This is a genomic window from Fusicatenibacter saccharivorans (assembly GCF_027667425.1).
Classification (GTDB): Bacteria; Bacillota; Clostridia; order Lachnospirales; family Lachnospiraceae; genus Fusicatenibacter; species Fusicatenibacter saccharivorans.
Map to the genome: position 1 here is coordinate 256,979 of NZ_JAQEGR010000001.1, position 19,325 is coordinate 276,303.

15 protein-coding genes are annotated in these 19,325 nt (G+C 49.9%); all 15 read left to right on the plus strand.

All coding sequences use genetic code 11. The annotated features are described in order from the left end of the window. Window positions 1–8 precede the first annotated feature (8 nt). The 15 genes from PGS38_RS01190 (at window position 9) to alaS (ending at window position 19,123) form a co-directional block, all read left to right on the plus strand. On the plus strand, window positions 9–842 hold the full coding sequence (locus PGS38_RS01190) for a class B sortase (protein ID WP_118640384.1): 834 nt from the start codon (window positions 9–11) through the stop codon (window positions 840–842). Window positions 843–895: 53 nt separating this feature from the next. After that, the gene (locus PGS38_RS01195) at window positions 896–2,596 is read left to right on the plus strand and encodes a MutS-related protein (protein ID WP_118640385.1); all 1,701 of its coding nucleotides are present in this window, start codon (window positions 896–898) and stop codon (window positions 2,594–2,596) included. Between the two features lie 134 nt (window positions 2,597–2,730). Next, a complete protein-coding gene (gene cbiD, locus PGS38_RS01200) occupies window positions 2,731–3,903 on the plus strand; it encodes a cobalt-precorrin-5B (C(1))-methyltransferase CbiD (protein ID WP_055226415.1) in 1,173 nt (390 codons plus the stop codon). Window positions 3,904–3,910: 7 nt separating this feature from the next. Further along, complete coding sequence (cobI, locus tag PGS38_RS01205; RefSeq protein WP_117812894.1) at window positions 3,911–4,603, plus strand: precorrin-2 C(20)-methyltransferase; 693 nt, start codon at window positions 3,911–3,913, stop codon at window positions 4,601–4,603. Then, a complete protein-coding gene (gene cobM, locus PGS38_RS01210; protein ID WP_022462305.1) occupies window positions 4,604–5,362 on the plus strand; it encodes a precorrin-4 C(11)-methyltransferase in 759 nt (252 codons plus the stop codon). A gap of 1 nt (window position 5,363) precedes the next feature. Next, window positions 5,364–6,395: a cobalt-precorrin 5A hydrolase gene (locus PGS38_RS01215; protein WP_118594741.1), complete on the plus strand. Its 1,032-nt coding sequence runs from the start codon at window positions 5,364–5,366 to the stop codon at window positions 6,393–6,395. After that, entirely contained in the window at window positions 6,392–7,123 is a 732-nt protein-coding gene (gene cobJ, locus PGS38_RS01220) for a precorrin-3B C(17)-methyltransferase (RefSeq protein ID WP_118594742.1), read from the plus strand. Before PGS38_RS01215 ends, cobJ begins: the two co-directional genes overlap by 4 nt. Next, window positions 7,116–9,095, plus strand: a complete 1,980-nt coding sequence (gene cobK, locus PGS38_RS01225; RefSeq protein WP_117760336.1) for a precorrin-6A reductase — start codon at window positions 7,116–7,118, stop codon at window positions 9,093–9,095. The genes cobJ and cobK overlap by 8 nt, the downstream gene beginning before the upstream one ends. Then, window positions 9,092–10,501: a cobyrinate a,c-diamide synthase gene (locus PGS38_RS01230; RefSeq protein WP_118594743.1), complete on the plus strand. Its 1,410-nt coding sequence runs from the start codon at window positions 9,092–9,094 to the stop codon at window positions 10,499–10,501. Before cobK ends, PGS38_RS01230 begins: the two co-directional genes overlap by 4 nt. Beyond that, on the plus strand, window positions 10,498–11,463 hold the full coding sequence (gene cbiB, locus PGS38_RS01235; RefSeq protein ID WP_118594744.1) for an adenosylcobinamide-phosphate synthase CbiB: 966 nt from the start codon (window positions 10,498–10,500) through the stop codon (window positions 11,461–11,463). Before PGS38_RS01230 ends, cbiB begins: the two co-directional genes overlap by 4 nt. Before the next feature lie 48 nt (window positions 11,464–11,511). Next, window positions 11,512–12,558 (plus strand): threonine-phosphate decarboxylase CobD, encoded by a 1,047-nt coding sequence (cobD, locus tag PGS38_RS01240; protein WP_118594745.1) that lies wholly within the window; start codon window positions 11,512–11,514, stop codon window positions 12,556–12,558. Between the two features lie 11 nt (window positions 12,559–12,569). After that, window positions 12,570–14,081 (plus strand): cobyric acid synthase, encoded by a 1,512-nt coding sequence (locus PGS38_RS01245; protein ID WP_118594746.1) that lies wholly within the window; start codon window positions 12,570–12,572, stop codon window positions 14,079–14,081. Window positions 14,082–14,083: 2 nt separating this feature from the next. Further along, the gene (locus tag PGS38_RS01250) at window positions 14,084–14,728 is read left to right on the plus strand and encodes a precorrin-8X methylmutase (RefSeq protein ID WP_055218068.1); all 645 of its coding nucleotides are present in this window, start codon (window positions 14,084–14,086) and stop codon (window positions 14,726–14,728) included. 453 nt (window positions 14,729–15,181) lie between these two features. Next, entirely contained in the window at window positions 15,182–16,405 is a 1,224-nt protein-coding gene (tyrS, locus tag PGS38_RS01255) for a tyrosine--tRNA ligase (RefSeq protein WP_022462314.1), read from the plus strand. A 78-nt stretch (window positions 16,406–16,483) separates the two neighbouring features. Continuing rightward, window positions 16,484–19,123 (plus strand): alanine--tRNA ligase, encoded by a 2,640-nt coding sequence (alaS, locus tag PGS38_RS01260; RefSeq protein ID WP_117801012.1) that lies wholly within the window; start codon window positions 16,484–16,486, stop codon window positions 19,121–19,123. The last annotated feature ends 202 nt before the right edge of the window (window positions 19,124–19,325 follow it).

Sequence of the window (19,325 nt, forward strand, 5' to 3'; positions counted from 1 at the left end):
AAAACAAAATGGAGAGAGAAAAAATCAGCAGAAAAAGAAGAGGGATTGCAGTTCTGACATTGGCGGCGCTTTTTTTCTGGTATCTGCCGCAGATTCAGGTAAGCCGGCAGATTCGAAAAGAACAGGAAGAAGCGGTGGAGATGTATGTCAGAGAAGAAAAAGAAGAGAACAAAGAGGAAAACGAAAAAAGCGAAGAAGTGCAGGAGCAGGAACCGGGCAGTACAGATCAAAATCTGTTTCGGACAATTGATTTTACAGGACTTCGATCAAAAAATAGAGAAATCTGCGCGTGGCTCTGGATTCCGGGCTGCGCCTTAGATGTTCCGGTTGCGCACGGGCAGGATAACGCATATTATCTGACACACGATGCGTTTTGCAGGGAGCGGATTTACGGCAGTATTTTTGCACCGTGTGATACACCGGAGGATTTTTCTGAACGTCACACGATTTTATATGGGCATAATATGCGGGATGGAACGATGTTCGGAGGATTGAAAAAGTATCGTGAAGCGTCGTGGAAACAGGAATTTCCGTATCTGTACCTGTATTTGCCGGGTGAAGCATGGCAGTGCCGTATTTGGAGTGTGGAGGAGACGGATGCCAAAAGTGATGTTTACCGGCTGGGAGCATGGAGCGATGCGGACTGGAATGCATGGGTACAGGAAAGAAAAGAAAACAGCATTATCTTTGGCAGCGGTGAGGAAAAGGAAGTTCAAAAGATACTTACCCTTTCCACCTGCATTGGTGACGGCAGCAGTTCACGGAGACTGGCTGTACATGCGGCGGTGGAGATGATTTTTGCAACAAAATCTGGAAGGGAAGAGGGTTCTGTGCTAGAATAAGACAGAATCAAAAGACTTATGATACAGAGCAGGAAAAAGGATGGCGATAAGACATGAAAGAACTGTACACGGCAGCAGGAATTTTTGTGGTTCTGATACTGCTGGGAGTTTGGATGGTACAGAATAACAGAAATGAACAGGAAAAGAAGCTGGTACAACTGCGGAAGAAATGGGGAAAAAAGCAGGGGAAACGGACAGAACGGGAAAAGAAAGAAAAACTGGAAGCGTGTCTGAGACGAAAAGCAGGGGAAAACTTCTGCGTGGACGCGATTACCTGGAATGACCTGGATCTCGATGCGGTTTTTGACACAGTCGACCACACAGTGTCGGTGTGCGGGGAAGAATATCTGTACACGGCGCTTCGGATGCCGGTCACAACAACAGAAATCAGGGAAGAGCGGGAACGGCTGATGAAGCTTTTTGCAGAGAACCAAAAAGCCAGAGAAGCAGTGCAGAAAGCACTTCTTTTGATGGGAAAAGAAAAGATGAATCCGCCGACAGAAGAAATAGCCGTACTGATAGAGGCGGAGCCGGGAGAGAAGGGGAAATATCTTCTGATGGCCGGTATTGCTGTGCTTGGAATTGGACTGCTGTTTGTACTGCCTCCGCTGGGTGTGTCTGTTCTGTTTGCTTCTATGGTCGGCAACGGACTGATGCATGGAAGGGAGAGCAAAAAGCTGGAGAGTGCATTAAAAGCGTTTGGCTGTATCCTGCGGCTGCAGCGGACAGCCAGGGAACTTGGAAAAGAAAAAATTTCCGGACTGGAAATGTATCAGAAGCGTCTGGAAGAACAGGAAAAACAACTCCGTCCGATTACAAGAAAATGCAGAACACTTGTGAATACGAAAGAATCGCAGGGCGGTGCAGCAAACATGATTTTTGCATACTTTCACACGTTCTTTCTGCTGGATCTGATCGAGTATTCTTCGGTTGTTTCCAGAGTGAAATCGTATGAAAAAGCGATTCTGCAGATGGCAGAGGATCTTGGACTCCTGGACTTTGCACTGTCTGCAGCATCGTACCGGGAGAGCCTTTCGTATTACTGCCGGCCGGAATTCCTGGATGAGAAAAAGGCGGGCTGTCGGATCGATGTGGAGGAGCTTTATCATCCGCTTCTGACACATCCGGTGGCAAACAGTCTGTATGCGGAGGGCGGAATTCTGCTGACCGGCTCGAATGCGTCGGGAAAATCCACATTTATGAAAAACATGGCAGTGAATGCGATTCTGGCACAGGCACTGAACACGAGTCTTTCGAAGCGGTACCGCGGTGTTGTGTGCCGGATCATGACATCCATGGCACTCCGCGATAATCTGGCACAGGGAGAGAGTTACTTTGTTGTGGAAGTAAAATCTTTAAAACGGATTCTGGAGGCAAGCCGTGAAAAAACACCGCTTCTGTGCGTCATTGATGAGGTGCTGCGGGGAACAAACACGACGGAGCGGATTGCAGCGTCAGAGAGTGTGCTTGCTGCCCTGCGCCGTGCAAATGTGCTCTGTCTTGCAGCAACACATGATACTGAACTGACGTATCTGCTGGAAGATCTCTACACCAATTATCATTTTGAAGAGCAGATTACCGCGCAGAGTATTTCCTTCCCGTATCGCCTGGAACAGGGGCCGGCAAGAGGAAAGAATGCGATTGCACTGCTTGGAAATATGGGAATTGATGAAAAAATTGTGAAACAGGCAGAAAGAAGAGCTGCGGAGTTTGAAACAACAGGAAGCTGGGAAAAGAATAAGTTTCTGAGATAGAAAAACAGCCGGGAAAAATTGATCTTTTTTGAAAAAATATGCGAAAATGGTTCAGCATTTTTTCATTGTGTGTTATGATAAAATAGATCGCGTGATCCGGCAGAAAAACCGCCGGATCTGTTAAGGAGAAAAACATGAGCAGGACAGGCTTGGAAGATGCATATATTATGCGCGGCAGCAAGAAACTCCGCATGGGATATACGACGGGTTCCTGCGCTGCAGCGGCAGCGCGGGGAGCGGCGTTTATGCTGCTTTCCGGGAAAGAAATACAGGAAGTGAAAATCCATACGCCAAAGGGCATTGTTCTGAATCTGGAATTGCTGGATATCCGGAGAAGTGCCGAAAAAGTAAGCTGTGCCGTCCGAAAAGACGGCGGGGATGATCCGGATGTGACAGATAAAGCATTGATTTACGCGGAAGTGACGTTTGGAACAGAAGAGGGAATTGTAATCGATGGAGGATTCGGCGTCGGGCGTGTGACAAAGCCGGGGCTGGATCAGCCGGTCGGAAACGCGGCGATCAACCATGTACCGCGCCAGATGATCCGCGAGAATGTGGAGGAGATTCAGAAAAAACTCGATGATTTCCGCGCACTGCAGGTTATCATCTCCGTACCGGAAGGGGAAGAACTGGCAAAGCATACATTCAATCCGAGACTTGGCATCACCGGCGGCATTTCAATCCTTGGAACGAGCGGGATTGTAGTGCCGATGAGCGAGGAGGCGCTGATTTCCACGATCCGCGTCGAGATGGAAATGCGGAAAGCACAGGGTGACCGCGTCCTTCTGGTGACACCGGGAAATTACGGACAGGATTTCTTAAAAACGTATCCGTGGGTCCGTGCAGACCATTCCGTTAAGTGCAGTAATTACGTCGGAAAAACACTGGAATTTGCAGCTGAGCTCGGCTTTGACGCCATCCTTTTTGTGGCCCATCTTGGAAAATTTGTCAAGGTGTCCGGCGGAATTATGAATACCCATTCCCACGAGGCAGACTGCCGTGCGGAACTTCTTACGGCGCAGGCGGTGCGTGCAGGGGCGGATCTTGCACTGGCAAAAAAACTGCTGGAGACTGGAACGACGGAAGAAGCGGTGCAGATTTTAAAGGAAGCAGGATGCCTGAAAGAGACCATGGAAAAAGTGACAGAAAAAATTGCTTTTTACATGAATTACCATATTGAGGGCAGAGTGCAGACGGAGGCGATTGTTTTTTCAAGCAATGAGGGCCTGCTCGGGGAAACCCCGGGAGCGGGAGAACTTCTGGAGCGCCTGCGGGAGCAGGAAGAAAAAGAAAACAGAAAAGAGTAAAAACAAAATGACAGGAATTTTATTTGGAACAGGAATCGGACCGGGAGACCCGGAGCTTATGACGTTAAAGGCCGTCCGTCTGATCCGGGAAAATGATACGATTGCAGTACCAGGAGAGAAACCGGAAGAGAGCATTGCCTACCAGATTGCTGTTCAGGCAGTGCCGGAACTGGCAGAAAAAGAGCTTGTTGCTATTCCAATGCCGATGACAAAGAATGCCAAAGAACTGAAGGAAAATCACCGGCGCGGTGCAGAAAAAATAGAGGAGCTGCTGGATGCAGGAAAAAACGTAGTATTTCTGACACTCGGAGATCCAACCGTGTATTCTACCTACCTTTATGTACACAGACGGGTACTGGAAGACGGTTACGATGCGAGAATTGTAAGCGGTGTTACATCGTTCTGCGCGGCAGCAGCATCTCTTTCCGAGGGACTGGTGGAAAATTCCGAAGAACTGCATGTGATTCCGGCGTCTTATCAGATTGAAGATGCACTGGAACTTTCAGGAACAAAGGTTCTGATGAAAGCGGGTAAAAAGATGCCGGCTGTGAAACAGTTCCTGAAGGAAAAGAACTGCCGGGCGGTGATGGTAGAAAACTGCGGCATGGATACGGAACAGAAGTATTTCAGCGCGGAAGAAATCCCGGACCAGGCAAGTTACTATTCACTGATTATTGTAAAAGAAAAGAGGAAAAAATAGATGGTACATTTTATTGGAGCGGGCCCTGGAGCCCCGGATCTGATTACGGTAAGAGGACAGAAGCTGCTTGGTGAGGCGGACATTATCATTTATGCAGGTTCTCTTGTCAATCCGGCACTGCTGGATCTGAAAAAAGAGGGCTGTGTGGTATATAACAGTGCAACCATGACGCTGGAGCAGGTGATTGATGTTATGAAAGAGGCCGAAAGCAAAGGCCAGACTGTGGCAAGACTCCACACGGGAGATCCGTGCCTGTACGGTGCAATCCGCGAACAGATTGATGCGCTCGATGCCCTTGGAATCGCTCACGATGACTGTCCGGGTGTCAGCTCTTTCTGCGGAGCGGCTGCTGCCCTTGAAATGGAATATACGCTGCCGGATATCTCCCAGAGTGTTGTCATCACCAGAATGGCCGGAAGAACACCGGTTCCGGAGCGGGAGAGCATTGCGTCTTTTGCGGCACATCAGGCAACGATGGTTGTATTCTTAAGCACGGGACTCTTAGAGGAACTTTCCCGTGAGCTGATTGCAGGCGGCTATACGGCAGATACTCCGGCAGCGATCGTTTACAAAGCAACCTGGCCGGAGGAGAAGACGTTCGTCTGCACCGTTGGAACACTTGCCGAGACGGCGAAAAAGAACCAGATCACCAAGACAGCGCTGATGATCATCGGAAATGCCGTTTCCCAGGGAAATTACCGCAGAAGTGATCTGTACAATCCGGCGTTTACCACCGAATTCCGAGAGGCAGAAAAATAAGATGAAAATAGCCATAGCAAGTTTTACAAGAAACGGATGCGCCTGGAATCAAAAACTCTGTGCGGCACTGAAAAAACACAGCTGTGAAGGATATGCACTGGAAAAGTACGGGAAAGAAGCGGGAATTCCTGCGATTGCACCGTCGCTTCCTGCATGGACAGAGCGCATGTTTCAGAAAATGGATGCGATTTTGTTTATCGGGGCGTGCGGGATTGCGGTGCGCAGTATTGCACCGTACGTGAAAAGTAAAAAGACAGATCCGGCGGTTCTGTGTATGGATGAACAGGGAAAGTTTGTGATTTCATTACTTTCCGGCCATATCGGCGGAGCAAACGAGCTGACGGAAGAAGTTGCAGCTGTAACGGGTGCGGTTCCGGTCATTACAACGGCAACGGATGTCAATCACAAGTTTGCGGTCGATGTCTTTGCTGTAAAAAATCATTGTGAAATTTGTGAGATGGAGCTGGCAAAAGAGGCAGCGGCGCTTCTGGTGGACGGAAAAACGGTTGGATTCTGCAGCCGTTTTCCGGTGGAGGGAACAAAACCGGAGGAACTGATCCCGGAAGAGGCGGCAAAACCGTCGATGGGAATCTGCATTACCACATCGGAAGAGGATTCGCCATATGAGAGAACACTTCACCTGATCCCGAAGGTGATCACCGTCGGCATCGGCTGTAAGAAGAATACACCGGCCGGCCGGATTGAAGAAAAGGTTCTTGCGGCACTTGCGGCGGCCGGGATTTCTCCAAAAGCAGTTCGACAGGCGGCAAGTATTGATCTGAAAGCGCAGGAGCCGGGAATTCTGCAGCTGGTGGAAAAGTATGGCTGGCAGTACCGGACCTTTTCTGCAGAAGAACTGGAAACGGCGGAGGGGGAATTTACGCCGTCTCCGTTTGTGAGGAAGATTACAGGAATTGACAATGTCTGTGAGCGCAGCGCAGTTCTCGCCGGCGGCAGACTGATAAAGAAAAAAAAGGCAGCGGACGGTGTAACAGTTGCACTGGCTGCGGCGGACTGGAGGGCAGTATTTTGAGTACAATTTTTGTCGTGGGCATCGGCCCCGGAGCATATGAAAAAATGACGATCGAGGCGGCGGATGCGCTGCGGAACTGCGATGTGATCATCGGCTATACCGTCTATGTGGATCTGGTAAAAGAACATTTTGAAGGAAAAGAATTTCTGACGACGCCGATGCGGAAAGAGGTGGAGCGCTGCCGTCTAGCATTTGAAACTGCGGCAGAGGGAAAACAGGTTGCTATGATCTGCAGCGGAGATGCCGGCGTTTACGGTATGGCAGGTCTGATGTATGAGCTTTCGGAAGAATGGCCTGATATTGAAATTAAGGTAATTCCAGGCGTGACCGCCGCAACGGGAGGCGCTGCCGTTCTTGGTGCACCGTTGATCCACGATTTCGCCCTGATCAGCCTGAGCGATCTTCTGACACCGTGGGAGAAAATTGAAAAACGTCTTCTGCTGGCATCGGAAGCGGATTTTGTCATCTGTCTTTATAACCCGGGAAGCCATAAGAGAGCGGATTATCTGGAAAAAGCGTGTGATCTGATGCTTCGTTACAAAGCGCCGGAAACCGTCTGCGGAATCGTAAGCCAAATCGGAAGAGACGGGGAGACGAGCCGGACCATGACGCTTGCAGAACTTCGCAATACAAAAGTGGATATGTTTACGACGGTATTTATCGGAAACAGTCAGACAAAGGAAATCCGGGATCACATGGTAACGCCGAGGGGATATCGCTATGAATAAAGTAATCGTCTTTGCCGGAACGACGGAAGGCCGGGAAATCTGCAGTTTTCTGAAGAAATATGAGATTGCATCCCTTGCCTGTACGGCGACAGAATACGGCAAGTGCCGGATCGAGGAGGGCGGTGCCCTGACGGTTCGAAGCGGAAGACTGACAGAAGAAGAGATGGAACAGCTTTTTGGCGAAGAACAGCCGGAAATGGTTATCGATGCAACCCATCCGTATGCCGATCTTGTGTCGGAAAATATCCGGTCTGCATGTGAAAAAGCAGGAAAAACGTATCTTCGGCTGCTGCGGCCGTCGCTTGCGGCAGATCCATCCTGCGTCATGGTCGATACGACAGAAGAAGCGGTATCGTATCTGGCGGGCACAGAGGGAAAGATTCTGGTGACAACAGGAAGCAAGGAACTCGCAAAATTTGCAGAGCTTCCGGATTATAAAAACCGTGTGTATGCCCGGGTGCTGCCGTTGCCAGGCGTAATTGCATCCTGCGCGGAACTTGGATTTGATGCCGCACATACCATAGGCATGCAGGGACCGTTTTCTATGGACATGAACGTTGCAATGCTGCAGTCGTTCCATGCCGAATGGATGGTAACGAAGGAATCCGGAAGAAACGGCGGCTTTGAAGAAAAAATTGAGGCAGCAAAAAAGGCCGGTGTCCGTGTCGTTCTGATCGGCCGTCCGAAAGAGGAAGAAGGACTCTCGGAGGACGAGGTCAAGCGGTATCTCGTTGAAAAATTTGATCTGTCCGTGAAACGGGACGTCGTGATCGCCGGAATCGGACCTGGTGCAGAAGCACAGATGACGCTGGCGCTCGTAGACGCGTGTGAGCAGGCGGATGTGCTGATCGGTGCGGGACGCATGACAAAAGCAGTAGAAAAATATCAGAAGCCAATGCTTGCAGAATACAGCCCGGAAAAGATTTACGAGTATCTGAAGGCGCACCCGGAATATGAAAAGATTGTTCTTCTGCAGTCGGGTGATGTCGGCTTTTACAGCGGAGCAAAGAAACTTCAGGCCGTCCTTGCGGAAGATGCGGATTTTTCTGTCCGTGTAGAGCCGGGAATTTCTTCGCTGGTTTATTTCTGTGCCAAAATCGGAGTGTCCTGGGAGGATGCAGCATTTGTGAGCCTGCACGGACAGCACTGCAACTTTCTGGAGACGGTCCGCCGAAACCGGAAAACTCTGGCGATCGCCGGCGGAAAGGGCAGTGTCAGGGAAATCTGCCAGACGTTAAGTTCGTACGGCTGGGAGCAGATTGTGCTGCATGTGGGAACGGATCTGTCGTATCCGGAAGAACAGATTGTGACAGGAACCCCATTCGAACTTGCTAAAATGGAGTTTGCCCCGCTTGCGGTTCTTCTGTTTGAAAACCCGAATCCGGAACCGGAGTTTACAGCCGGCATGGCAGATGAAGTATTTCTGCGTGACAAAGTACCGATGACCAAGCGGGAAGTGCGCAATGCGTCTCTTTCTCATCTGCAGCTTTCTTTGAATTCTGTTGTCTATGATATTGGATCGGGCACAGGTTCTGTTTCGATTGAGATGGCGCTTCGTGCAGCACAGGGAAAGGTATATGCGATAGAAAAAAATCCGGCAGCCGTTGCACTTCTGCAGGAAAATAAAAAGAAATTTGCAGTGGATCATCTGGAAATTATTGAGGGAACTGCACCGGAAGCACTCGAAGCACTTCCGGTTCCGACGCATGCATTTATCGGCGGGTCTGCCGGAAACTTAAAAGAGATTCTGGAACTGCTCCTGCGGAAGAATCCGAACATCCGCGTGGTATTAAATACAGTAACCGTGGAAACATTAGCGGAGGCAGCATCGTGTTTCAAAAAACTTGCGTTTGAAGAGCCGGAAATCGTCTGCCTGCAGGCTTCCAATGCGAAAAAGGCCGGAAGAAGCCATCTGATGATTGCCCAGAATCCGGTTTATATCTTTACAGCCCAGGGAGGTGCCAAAGAATGAAAGCACCAAGAATCATGCTGGCAGCAGGAAGGAGCGGAAGCGGGAAAACGATGATCACCTGCGGACTGCTCCGTGCACTGCAGCAGATGGGAAAGCAGCCCGCAGCGTTTAAATGCGGCCCGGATTATATCGATCCGATGTTTCACGAACAGGTAATCGGCGCCCCGTCGTGTAATCTGGATCCATTTTTCACAGAGGAAGAAACAACACAGTATCTGTTCTGCAAACATGCAGCGGGTCATGACATTTCCGTATTGGAAGGCGTTATGGGGTATTACGACGGTCTTGGCGGAATTTCTACCAAAGGCAGCGCCTACGATCTCGCCGGTATGACAAAAACGCCGGTTCTTCTGGTTGTCGATGCCAAAGGCATGAGCGTTTCAGCGCTTGCCTTTATCAAGGGATACCTGCAGTACAAAGAGGACAGCCGGATCGCCGGTGTAATCTTTAACCGGATGTCAGAGATGCTGTACCGGGAGATCGCGCCGATGGCGGAAAAAGAACTTGGCATTTCCTGTGCCGGCTTTGTGCCGGAACTGAAGGAATGCCACTTAGAAAGCCGCCACCTCGGCCTTGTGATGCCGGATGAGGTGGAAAATCTGCAGGAGCAGGTCAATCTGCTTGCAGAAACACTGCAGAAGACACTGGATTTTGAAAAAATTCTTGCGATTGCAGAAGGGGCAGAAGAGCTCTCGGGAAAAATGCCGGAAGTCCTGCGTAAGGTGACAGAAAGCGAAGCAGCCGCCAAGGTGCGTGCTGCGAAGCCGATTCTTGCCGTTGCAAAGGATGAAGCATTCTGTTTCTTTTATCGGGATAATCTGGAGCTTCTCGCGTCACTTGGAGCCAAAATCGAATATTTTTCGCCGCTTTCCGATGCGGAGCCGCCAAAGAATACAGACGGATTTCTGTTCTGCGGCGGCTACCCGGAGCTGCACGCAGAAGAGCTTTCGGAAAACCAGACCATGAGAACGAAGATCCGCGATAACATCCGTCAGGGAATGCCGGTTCTTGCAGAATGCGGCGGTTATATGTACCTGTCAGAATCCATGGAGGATATGGATGGAAATGTGTATCCTATGGTACAGGCTGTTCCGGGAAATGTTTACCGGACAAAAAAGCTGGGAAGATTCGGCTATATCACCCTCACGCCAAACACGAAGGATACCTTTCGGAACGGCGGAAATCCGGTGCGCGGCCATGAGTTCCATTACTTTGACAGCACAGACTGCGGAAGTGCATGGCATGCGGCAAAACCGCTGCGGAAGCGGAACTGGGAATGCATTCATGCGACAAAACGGATGATGGCGGGATTCCCGCATCTTTACTATATGGCAAGTCCGCACCTCGCACTGGAATTTCTGGAGCAGTGTGTCTCTTACCGGAAAGAACAGGAGAAAACAAGATGAAAACAGCATTAGCAGCCCTGATTGTGGGCTATGGATTGGACCTGCTGCTTGGAGATCCCTCCTTTTTGTACCATCCGATCCGTGTGATCGGAAATCTCATTGCCCTGCTGGAAAAATGGCTGCGGAAGGTATTTCCGAAAACGCCAAATGGAGAGCTTGCCGGAGGAGTTTTTCTCGTGATCCTCGTCTGTCTGGCGGGATACGGTGTTCCGGCACTGTTGCTCTTTGCGGCATTTAAAATTCATCCGGTCATCGGCTTCCTTTTGGAGGTTCTCTGGTGCTGGCAGATTCCGGCAACGAAATGCCTGAAGGATGAGAGCATGAAGGTCTATCAGAAATTAAAAGAAAACGATCTTCCGGGGGCGCGCTATGCGGTTTCCATGATCGTAGGACGTGATACGGAAAATCTTTCGGAAACAGGAGTGACGAAAGCTGCCGTGGAAACGATCGCGGAGAATACGTCGGACGGTGTCATTGCACCGCTCCTCTTTCTTGCCCTCGGCGGACCGGCATTGGGCTTTCTGTATAAGTCCATCAATACCATGGATTCCATGGTGGGATACAAAAATGACAAATATCTGTATTTTGGACGGTGTGCGGCAAAGCTGGACGATGTCGTCAATTACATACCGGCGAGAATCAGCGCATGGCTGATGATTCTTGCGTCTGCATGCGAGCGCATGAACTGGAAAAATGCAGAAAAAATTTACAAACGCGACCGTTACTGCCACGCCAGCCCAAATTCTGCGCAGACAGAAGCAGTTATGGCAGGGGCGCTGGAAGTACAGCTTGCCGGAGATGCCGTGTATTTCGGCAAAGTCGTAAAGAAACCAACGATCGGCGATGACATCCGCCCGGTCGAGGCGGAAGATATCAAAAGAGCAAATCATCTGATGTATCTGACCTCGTTCCTCGGACTGGTGTTCTTTGCGGGAATCCGCGCGCTCTTTTTATTTCTGTAAAAAGAGAAGATAGAAACACAACGGAAAAGAGAAAGGAAGGCATATGGTATGAGACAAAATCCACATGGAGGAGACATTTACACGAAAAAATGCAGAGTCGATTTTTCTGTGAATGTCAATCCTCTTGGAGTTCCGGAAAGTGTGAAAGAGGCGGTGAGAAAGAGCGCGGAATCGGTGGAACAGTATCCTGACGCACTGTGCCGGGACCTGACCCGGGCACTGTCGGAAAAGGAGCAGCTTCCAGAAGAAAATATCCTGTTTGCAAACGGCGCCGCGGAGCTTATTTTTGCCCTGACACAGGCTCTCCGCCCGAAAAAAGCGCTGATTGCAGCGCCGGGATTTGCAGAGTATGAAGCAGCACTTTCAGCGGCAGGGTGTTTTATCCGTATGTATCCGCTGCAAAAGGAAAAAGGCTTTCTTTTACAGGACGATTTCTGCGATGATCTGACCGACGATCTGGATCTTGTTTTTTTATGTAATCCAAATAATCCAACCGGCCTTACGATTCCGCAGGAGCTTCTTTTAAAGATCCTGGATAACTGCCGGGAGCGTAACATCTATCTGGTGCTGGATGAGTGTTTCATAGAATTTCTGCCGGAGCCGGAAAAAGTGACGATGCAGGGAAAACTGGACGAATATCCGAATCTGCTGATTCTGCGTGCGTTCACAAAGATTTACGCAATGCCTGGCCTGCGTCTTGGCTATCTGCTCTGCAGCGACGAGGATCTGCTGGATCGGATCAGCCGCAGCATGCAGTCGTGGAATGTTTCGATTCCGGCGCAGATGGCAGGCCTTGCCGCCCTGAACGAGGATGCTTATGTCAAAGAAGCACGGGAACTGATCGGAAAAGAACGCGCCTGGATGAAAGCAGAACTGGAAAAAGCAGGTCTTACCGTATGGGATTCCTGTGCAAATTATCTGTTCTTTGAGGGACCGAAGGGACTTGCCGCACGGCTGGAAAAAGGCGGCATTCTGATCCGCGACTGTTCCAACTACCCGGGCCTTGCCGACGGATATTACCGTGCAGCCGTACGCACACATGAAGAAAACCAGATTCTGACAGAAGCCGTTTCACAGATTCTGCAGTGGTTTTAGGAGGAAAAACGATGGCGAAAGTAATTATGATACAGGGAACGATGTCAAATGCGGGAAAAAGTCTGCTTGCGGCGGGCTTATGCCGGGTTTTCCATCAGGACGGATACCGTGTGGCGCCGTTCAAATCACAGAATATGGCGCTGAATTCGTTTATTACGAGAGAAGGCCTTGAGATGGGACGTGCACAGGTCATGCAGGCGGAAGCGGCCGGGATCGAACCGTCCGTTTTGATGAACCCGATTCTGTTAAAGCCGACGAATGACACCGGTTCGCAGGTGATTGTAAACGGTGAGGTACTGGGAAACATGAGTGCGCGGGAATATTTTTCCCACAAAAAAGAGCTGATCCCGGACATCATGAAAGCGTACCATGCACTGGAAGAACAGTATGATATCATTGTGATCGAGGGAGCCGGAAGTCCGGCGGAGATCAACCTGAAAGCCGATGATATCGTCAATATGGGAATGGCAAAGCTTGTGGATGCACCGGTGCTCCTCGTCGGAGATATTGACCGCGGCGGCGTTTTTGCTCAGCTTTACGGTACCGTAGAGCTTTTAGAGCCGGATGAGCGCGACCGCATCAAGGGTCTGATTATCAACAAATTCCGCGGGGACAAAACCATCCTGGACCCGGGCGTTGTGATGCTGGAAGAAAAAACACACATCCCGGTGGTCGGCGTGGCGCCGTATCTCCACATCGAAGTGGAAGACGAGGACAGTCTGACCGAGCGATTCACCAGAAAAGAGGAGATCGGTCTCATTGACCTTGCGGTCATCCGTCTCCCGCGTATTTCAAACTTCACCGATTTCAACCCGTTCGAGCGGATCGAAGGCGTATCACTCCGCTACGTAAGCTCTGTCTCCGAACTGAAAAATCCGGATATGATTCTGCTTCCGGGAACGAAAAACACGATGGAGGATCTGCTCTGGATGCGTCAGAATGGTCTGGAAGCGGCCGTACTGAAGGCGGCTGCGGCCGGAAAAGTAATTTTCGGTGTCTGCGGCGGCTTCCAGATGCTCGGAGATACGCTGAGCGATCCGCTGCATGTCGAAGCCGGCGGAACGATCAAAGGAATGGGACTCCTGCCGATGGATACCGTATTTGCCGGTGAGAAGACGAGAACCCGCGCGGAGGGCGCTTTTGGAAAAACAGAAGGCGTTCTTGCCGGGATCGAGGGAACCCGGATTGAGGGCTATGAAATCCATATGGGAGAAACGGTGCGGAAAGAAGAAACAGAAGCATTCACGTTCATCGATGATCAGAACCGTGCTGATTCGGATAAGCTGGACGGTGCACAGAAAGGAAATGTGTACGGTACGTATGTGCACGGCATTTTCGACAAAGAAGAAGTTGCCGAACGGATCGTGGAAGCACTTGCAAAGAATAAGGGAATTGCCATGGAGCAGATTCACGGTGTCGATTACCAGACATTCAAAGAGACACAGTACGATATTCTCGCAGATGCGCTGCGCGAGCATCTCGACATGAAGAAGATTTATCAAATTCTGGAAGAAGGGGCATAAAGATGAAGATAGAACTGGAGCAGGTAAGCCCGCACGAGATTGAAAAGAGAAGCTTTGAAATTATCACGGAAGAATTAAACGGAAGAACGTTTCCAGAGGATCAGGAACTGGTTGTAAAGCGGTGTATCCACACAAGTGCGGATTTTGATTATGCGGATAATCTCTGCTTTTCGGAGCATGCGGTGGCAAAAGGCATCGAGGCGATCCGGGAGGGAGCCTGCATTGTGACGGATACGCAGATGGCAAGATCCGGCATCAACAAAAAGGTGCTTGCGCGCCACGGCGGTGAAGCGCTCTGCTTTATGTCAGACGAAGATGTTGCGGCAAGAGCAAAAGAAACCGGAAGCACCCGCGCGGCAGCCTGCATGGAAAAAGCAGCGGAGCTGGATAAAAAGCTGATTATTGCGGTTGGAAATGCGCCGACGGCACTGGTCCGCCTCTATGAACTGATCGGGGAAGGAAAAATAAAACCGGCGCTGATCATCGGAGTTCCGGTCGGCTTTGTCAATGTGGTACAGTCCAAAGAACTGATTATGCAGACCAATATCCCGTATATCGTGGCACGCGGACGAAAAGGCGGCAGCAATATCGCGGCGTGCATCTGCAACGCACTCCTGTATATGATGGATCAGGACCGCGGATATTAAAAATAGATGAAAAAACGGAAAGCAGAAGTCTTGACAGATTTCGAATCACCGTTTATACTATGGAACATGGAAAAAGGCTTGGAAGGGAACAAGTAGACGTACAAAAACGCGGACAGAAAGTAGCCGGCAGATGAGAGGCGCATGCAGGTTCTGTACGATTCGAATACATCCCGGAGTTGCGCACCGAATAAAACGGGCGGCAGAAGAACTATGATGCACGTTTTTAGTAGGCTGCGACGTAAGAGACGAACGTTACAGCGTCAGGGTATTCAGAGGTTTTGGATACCGACAAAGGCAGCTGCCGTGAGACAGCTGTGAAGTAAGGTGGTAACACGGGAGATACGGGCTCTCGTCCTTTGAATCGGAAAGGACGGGAGTCTTTTTGTATAAAAAACTTTGGTCCCAGACGGTAACACATACCCGAAAGTCAACCGAAAAAAGGAGAAAAACAAAATGCAGATTTATGACGAACTGATCGCCAGAGGCCTTCTGGCACAGGTAACCGACGAAGATGAAATCAGAGACCTGGTAAACAATGGAAAAGCAACGTTCTATATCGGATTCGACTGCACCGCAGACAGTCTGACCGCAGGTCACTTCATGGCACTGACCCTGATGAAACGGATGCAGATGGCAGGAAACAAACCGATCGCCCTGATCGGCGGCGGCACCACCATGATCGGTGACCCGTCTGGAAGAACCGATATGAGAAAAATGCTGACCCGCGAGGAGATCGACCACAACGCAGAGTGCTTCAAACGTCAGATGGAGCGTTTCATCGAGTTCGGCGAGGGAAAAGCTATGATGCTCAACAACGCAGACTGGCTGCTGAACCTGAACTATGTAGAACTGCTCCGTGAGGTAGGTGCATGCTTCAGCGTCAACAACATGCTCCGTGCAGAGTGCTACAAACAGCGTATGGAAAAAGGTCTTTCCTTCCTGGAGTTCAACTATATGATTATGCAGAGCTACGACTTCTATCACATGTTCCAGAAATACGGCTGCAATATGCAGTTCGGCGGCGATGACCAGTGGTCCAACATGCTGGGAGGAACCGAACTGATCCGCCGTAAACTTGGAAAAGATGCCTATGCAATGACCATCACCCTTCTGACCGACTCTCAGGGCAAGAAGATGGGTAAAACCGCAGGAAACGCTGTATGGCTTGACCCGAACAAGACCAGCCCGTTCGATTTCTACCAGTACTGGAGAAACGTGGACGATGCCGATGTCTTAAAATGTATCCGTATGCTGACCTTCCTGCCGCTGGAGCAGATCGACGAGATGGATTCCTGGGAAGGAAGCAAGCTGAACGAGGCAAAAGAGATCCTGGCCTATGAGCTGACCTCCATGGTACACGGCGAGGAAGAAGCAAAGAAAGCGCAGGAAGGCGCACGTGCCGTATTCTCTACCGGAAGCTCCGAGCATATGCCGACCAGTGAACTTTCTGCAGAGGATTTCACGGACGATAAAATCGATATCGTAACCCTTCTTGTCAAAGCAGAGCTTGCAAAGACCAGAAACGAAGGACGCCGTGCCGTAGAGCAGGGCGGTGTATCCGTAGACGGTGAGAAAATCACAGATCCGAAATATGCCGTAGAAAAAGCAGCCTTCGGCGAGGACGGTATCGTTCTGAAAAAAGGAAAGAAGAATTTCAAAAAAATTTGCGTTAAATAATTAAGTGTGCTATTATAAAAGAATGGATTCCCGGAAGAAATTCCGGGACACACTGAATTATTTGGAGGACAAACAGTCATGGAAAAATATGGCGTAAACGAATTACGAAAGATGTTTCTTGAGTTCTTCGAGAGCAAAGGACATCTTGCTATGAAGAGTTTTTCGTTGATTCCACACAACGATAAAAGTCTTTTACTGATCAACTCCGGTATGGCTCCGCTGAAACCTTACTTCACAGGCGCAGAGATTCCGCCGAGAAGAAGAGTAACAACATGCCAGAAATGTATCCGTACCGGCGATATTGAAAATGTAGGAAAAACAGCCCGTCACGGCACCTTCTTTGAGATGCTCGGAAACTTTTCCTTCGGTGATTATTTCAAACACGAAGCAATCGCATGGTCCTGGGAGTTTTTAACACAGGTAGTAGGGCTCGATCCGAATCGTCTGTACCCATCCATCTATCAGGACGATGATGAAGCATTTGATATCTGGAACAAAGAGATCGGCATCCCGGCAGACCGTATTTTCCGTTTTGGAAAAGAGGACAACTTCTGGGAGCATGGCGCAGGTCCGTGCGGTCCGTGTTCTGAGATTTATTATGACCGCGGAGAAAAATACGGCTGCGGCAAACCGGGATGTACCGTTGGCTGCGAGTGTGACCGTTACATGGAAGTATGGAACAACGTATTCAGCCAGTTCAACAACGACGGCGAGGGCCACTACACCGACCTGATCCAGAAGAACATTGATACCGGTATGGGACTTGAGCGTCTGGCCGTTGTCGTACAGGATGTAGATTCCATCTTCGATGTCGACACCATTCAGGCACTCCGCAACAAAGTATGCGAAATCTCCGGAAAAGAGTATGATAAAGATCATGAGACCGATGTTTCCATCCGCCTTATCACAGACCATATCCGTTCCGCAACATTCATGATTTCCGATGGAATCATGCCGACCAACGAAGGAAGAGGCTACGTACTGCGCCGTCTGATCCGCCGTGCAGCACGTCATGGCCGTCTGCTTGGCATTGACGGACTGTTCCTTGCCCGCCTTTCCGCAAGCGTAATCGAAGGCTCCAAAGACGGATATCCGGAACTTGAAGAGAAAAAAGATTTCATCTTCAACGTTCTGAACAACGAGGAGACCCAGTTCAACAAAACCATCGACCAGGGACTTCATATCCTCTCCGAGCTCGAAGAAAAAATGCAGAGCGAAGGCAAAAAAGTTCTGGACGGACAGGATGCATTCAAACTGTACGATACCTACGGATTCCCGCTGGATCTGACCAAAGAGATCCTCGAGGAGAAGGGCTACGGCATCGACGAGGACGGTTTCCATGCAGCAATGGAAGAGCAGAGAGAGCGTGCAAGATCGAGCCGTGAAGTAACAAACTACATGGGTGCTGATGCAACCGTTTACGATGAGATCGACCCGTCCGTAACAACTGAGTTTACCGGATACGATCATCTGGAGGATACCTCCAAAGTAACCGTTCTGACGACAGAGACTGAGATTGCAGAATCTCTGATGGAAGGCCAGAAGGGAACCATTTTCGTAGAGAAAACTCCGTTCTACGCTACCATGGGCGGGCAGGAAGGCGACTGCGGTATCATCAAAGGAGCAAATGGTGTATTCGAAGTAGAAGATACCATCAAACTCCGCGGCGGAAAATACGGCCACGTCGGTGTCATGAAATCCGGTATGATTTCAAACGGCGAGGAAGTTACACTTCAGGTCAACGAAGAGGCAAGAAAAAATATCGAGAAGAACCACAGCGCAACACACCTTCTGCAGAAGGCATTAAAGACTGTTCTCGGTGCACACGTAGAGCAGAAAGGTTCTCTCGTAACCCCGACCAGACTCCGTTTCGACTTTGCCCACTTCCAGGCTATGACACCGGAAGAACTGGAAAAAGTTGAGAATCTGGTAAATGAAAAGATTCAGGAGCAGATCCCGGTTGTAACCGACATCATGGATACTGAGGAAGCAAAGAAATCCGGCGCGATGGCTCTGTTCGGTGAGAAATACGGCGACAAAGTACGTGTCGTTTCCATGGGAGACTTCTCCAAAGAGCTCTGCGGTGGTACCCATGTAAAGAATACCGCTGAAATCGGACTGTTCAAACTTGTTTCTGAGGCAGGCGTTGCAGCAGGTGTCCGCAGAATCGAAGCTCTGACCGGACCGTCTGTTACTGCATATTATAAAGCACAGGAAGAGAAAATACATGAGGCAGCAGCTCTCTTAAAGACAACACCGGCGGATCTCCTCGAGAAGATCGCTCATCTGCAGGCAGAGGCAAAAGCACTCCAGGCAGAGAATGAGTCCTTAAAGAGCAAACTGGCAAAAGAAGCGCTCGGCGATGTTATGGATAAAGTAACCGAAGTCAAAGGTGTAAAACTTCTCGCTGCATCCGTACCGGATGTCGATATGAACGGACTGCGTGACCTTGGCGACCAGCTGAAAGAAAAACTGGGAAGCGGCGTTGTTGTTCTGGCATCTGCAAAGGACGGTAAAGTAAGCCTTCTTGCCATGGTAACCGATGATGCGATGAAGAAAGGTGCACATGCCGGAAAACTGATCAAAGAAGTGGCAGCCGTTGTCGGCGGCGGCGGCGGTGGACGTCCGAACATGGCACAGGCCGGCGGAAAGAATCCGGAGAAGATCGACGAAGCAGTTGCAAAAGCTGCTGAGGTACTGGAAGGCCAGATCGCATAACAATAAGCAGGAAAAACAGCACAAAATCCTGCCGCCTGCAGGGCAGAAAAAGGAGCCAGGCAGGCGGCAGGGAAAAATTTTGCAAAAAAATGAAAAAACTTGTTGACGTACGAGATTTTTCTGGTATAATAAGAACAGTGCAAAAAATACCCATACAGTTGTATTATGCACAATCTACAACTGGAGGGAGGTTAGGTGTGAG

What these genes read in the sequence shown, in the direction of transcription:
- PGS38_RS01190 (WP_118640384.1), top strand. Translation starts at nt 9, where the DNA reads ATGGAGAGAGAAAAAATCAGCAGAAAAAGAAGAGGGATTGCAGTTCTG.
- PGS38_RS01195 (WP_118640385.1), top strand. Translation starts at nt 896, where the DNA reads ATGAAAGAACTGTACACGGCAGCAGGAATTTTTGTGGTTCTGATACTG.
- cbiD (WP_055226415.1), top strand. Translation starts at nt 2,731, where the DNA reads ATGAGCAGGACAGGCTTGGAAGATGCATATATTATGCGCGGCAGCAAG.
- cobI (WP_117812894.1), top strand. Translation starts at nt 3,911, where the DNA reads ATGACAGGAATTTTATTTGGAACAGGAATCGGACCGGGAGACCCGGAG.
- cobM (WP_022462305.1), top strand. Translation starts at nt 4,604, where the DNA reads ATGGTACATTTTATTGGAGCGGGCCCTGGAGCCCCGGATCTGATTACG.
- PGS38_RS01215 (WP_118594741.1), top strand. Translation starts at nt 5,364, where the DNA reads ATGAAAATAGCCATAGCAAGTTTTACAAGAAACGGATGCGCCTGGAAT.
- cobK (WP_117760336.1), top strand. Translation starts at nt 7,116, where the DNA reads ATGAATAAAGTAATCGTCTTTGCCGGAACGACGGAAGGCCGGGAAATC.
- PGS38_RS01230 (WP_118594743.1), top strand. Translation starts at nt 9,092, where the DNA reads ATGAAAGCACCAAGAATCATGCTGGCAGCAGGAAGGAGCGGAAGCGGG.
- cbiB (WP_118594744.1), top strand. Translation starts at nt 10,498, where the DNA reads ATGAAAACAGCATTAGCAGCCCTGATTGTGGGCTATGGATTGGACCTG.
- cobD (WP_118594745.1), top strand. Translation starts at nt 11,512, where the DNA reads ATGAGACAAAATCCACATGGAGGAGACATTTACACGAAAAAATGCAGA.
- PGS38_RS01245 (WP_118594746.1), top strand. Translation starts at nt 12,570, where the DNA reads ATGGCGAAAGTAATTATGATACAGGGAACGATGTCAAATGCGGGAAAA.
- PGS38_RS01250 (WP_055218068.1), top strand. Translation starts at nt 14,084, where the DNA reads ATGAAGATAGAACTGGAGCAGGTAAGCCCGCACGAGATTGAAAAGAGA.
- tyrS (WP_022462314.1), top strand. Translation starts at nt 15,182, where the DNA reads ATGCAGATTTATGACGAACTGATCGCCAGAGGCCTTCTGGCACAGGTA.
- alaS (WP_117801012.1), top strand. Translation starts at nt 16,484, where the DNA reads ATGGAAAAATATGGCGTAAACGAATTACGAAAGATGTTTCTTGAGTTC.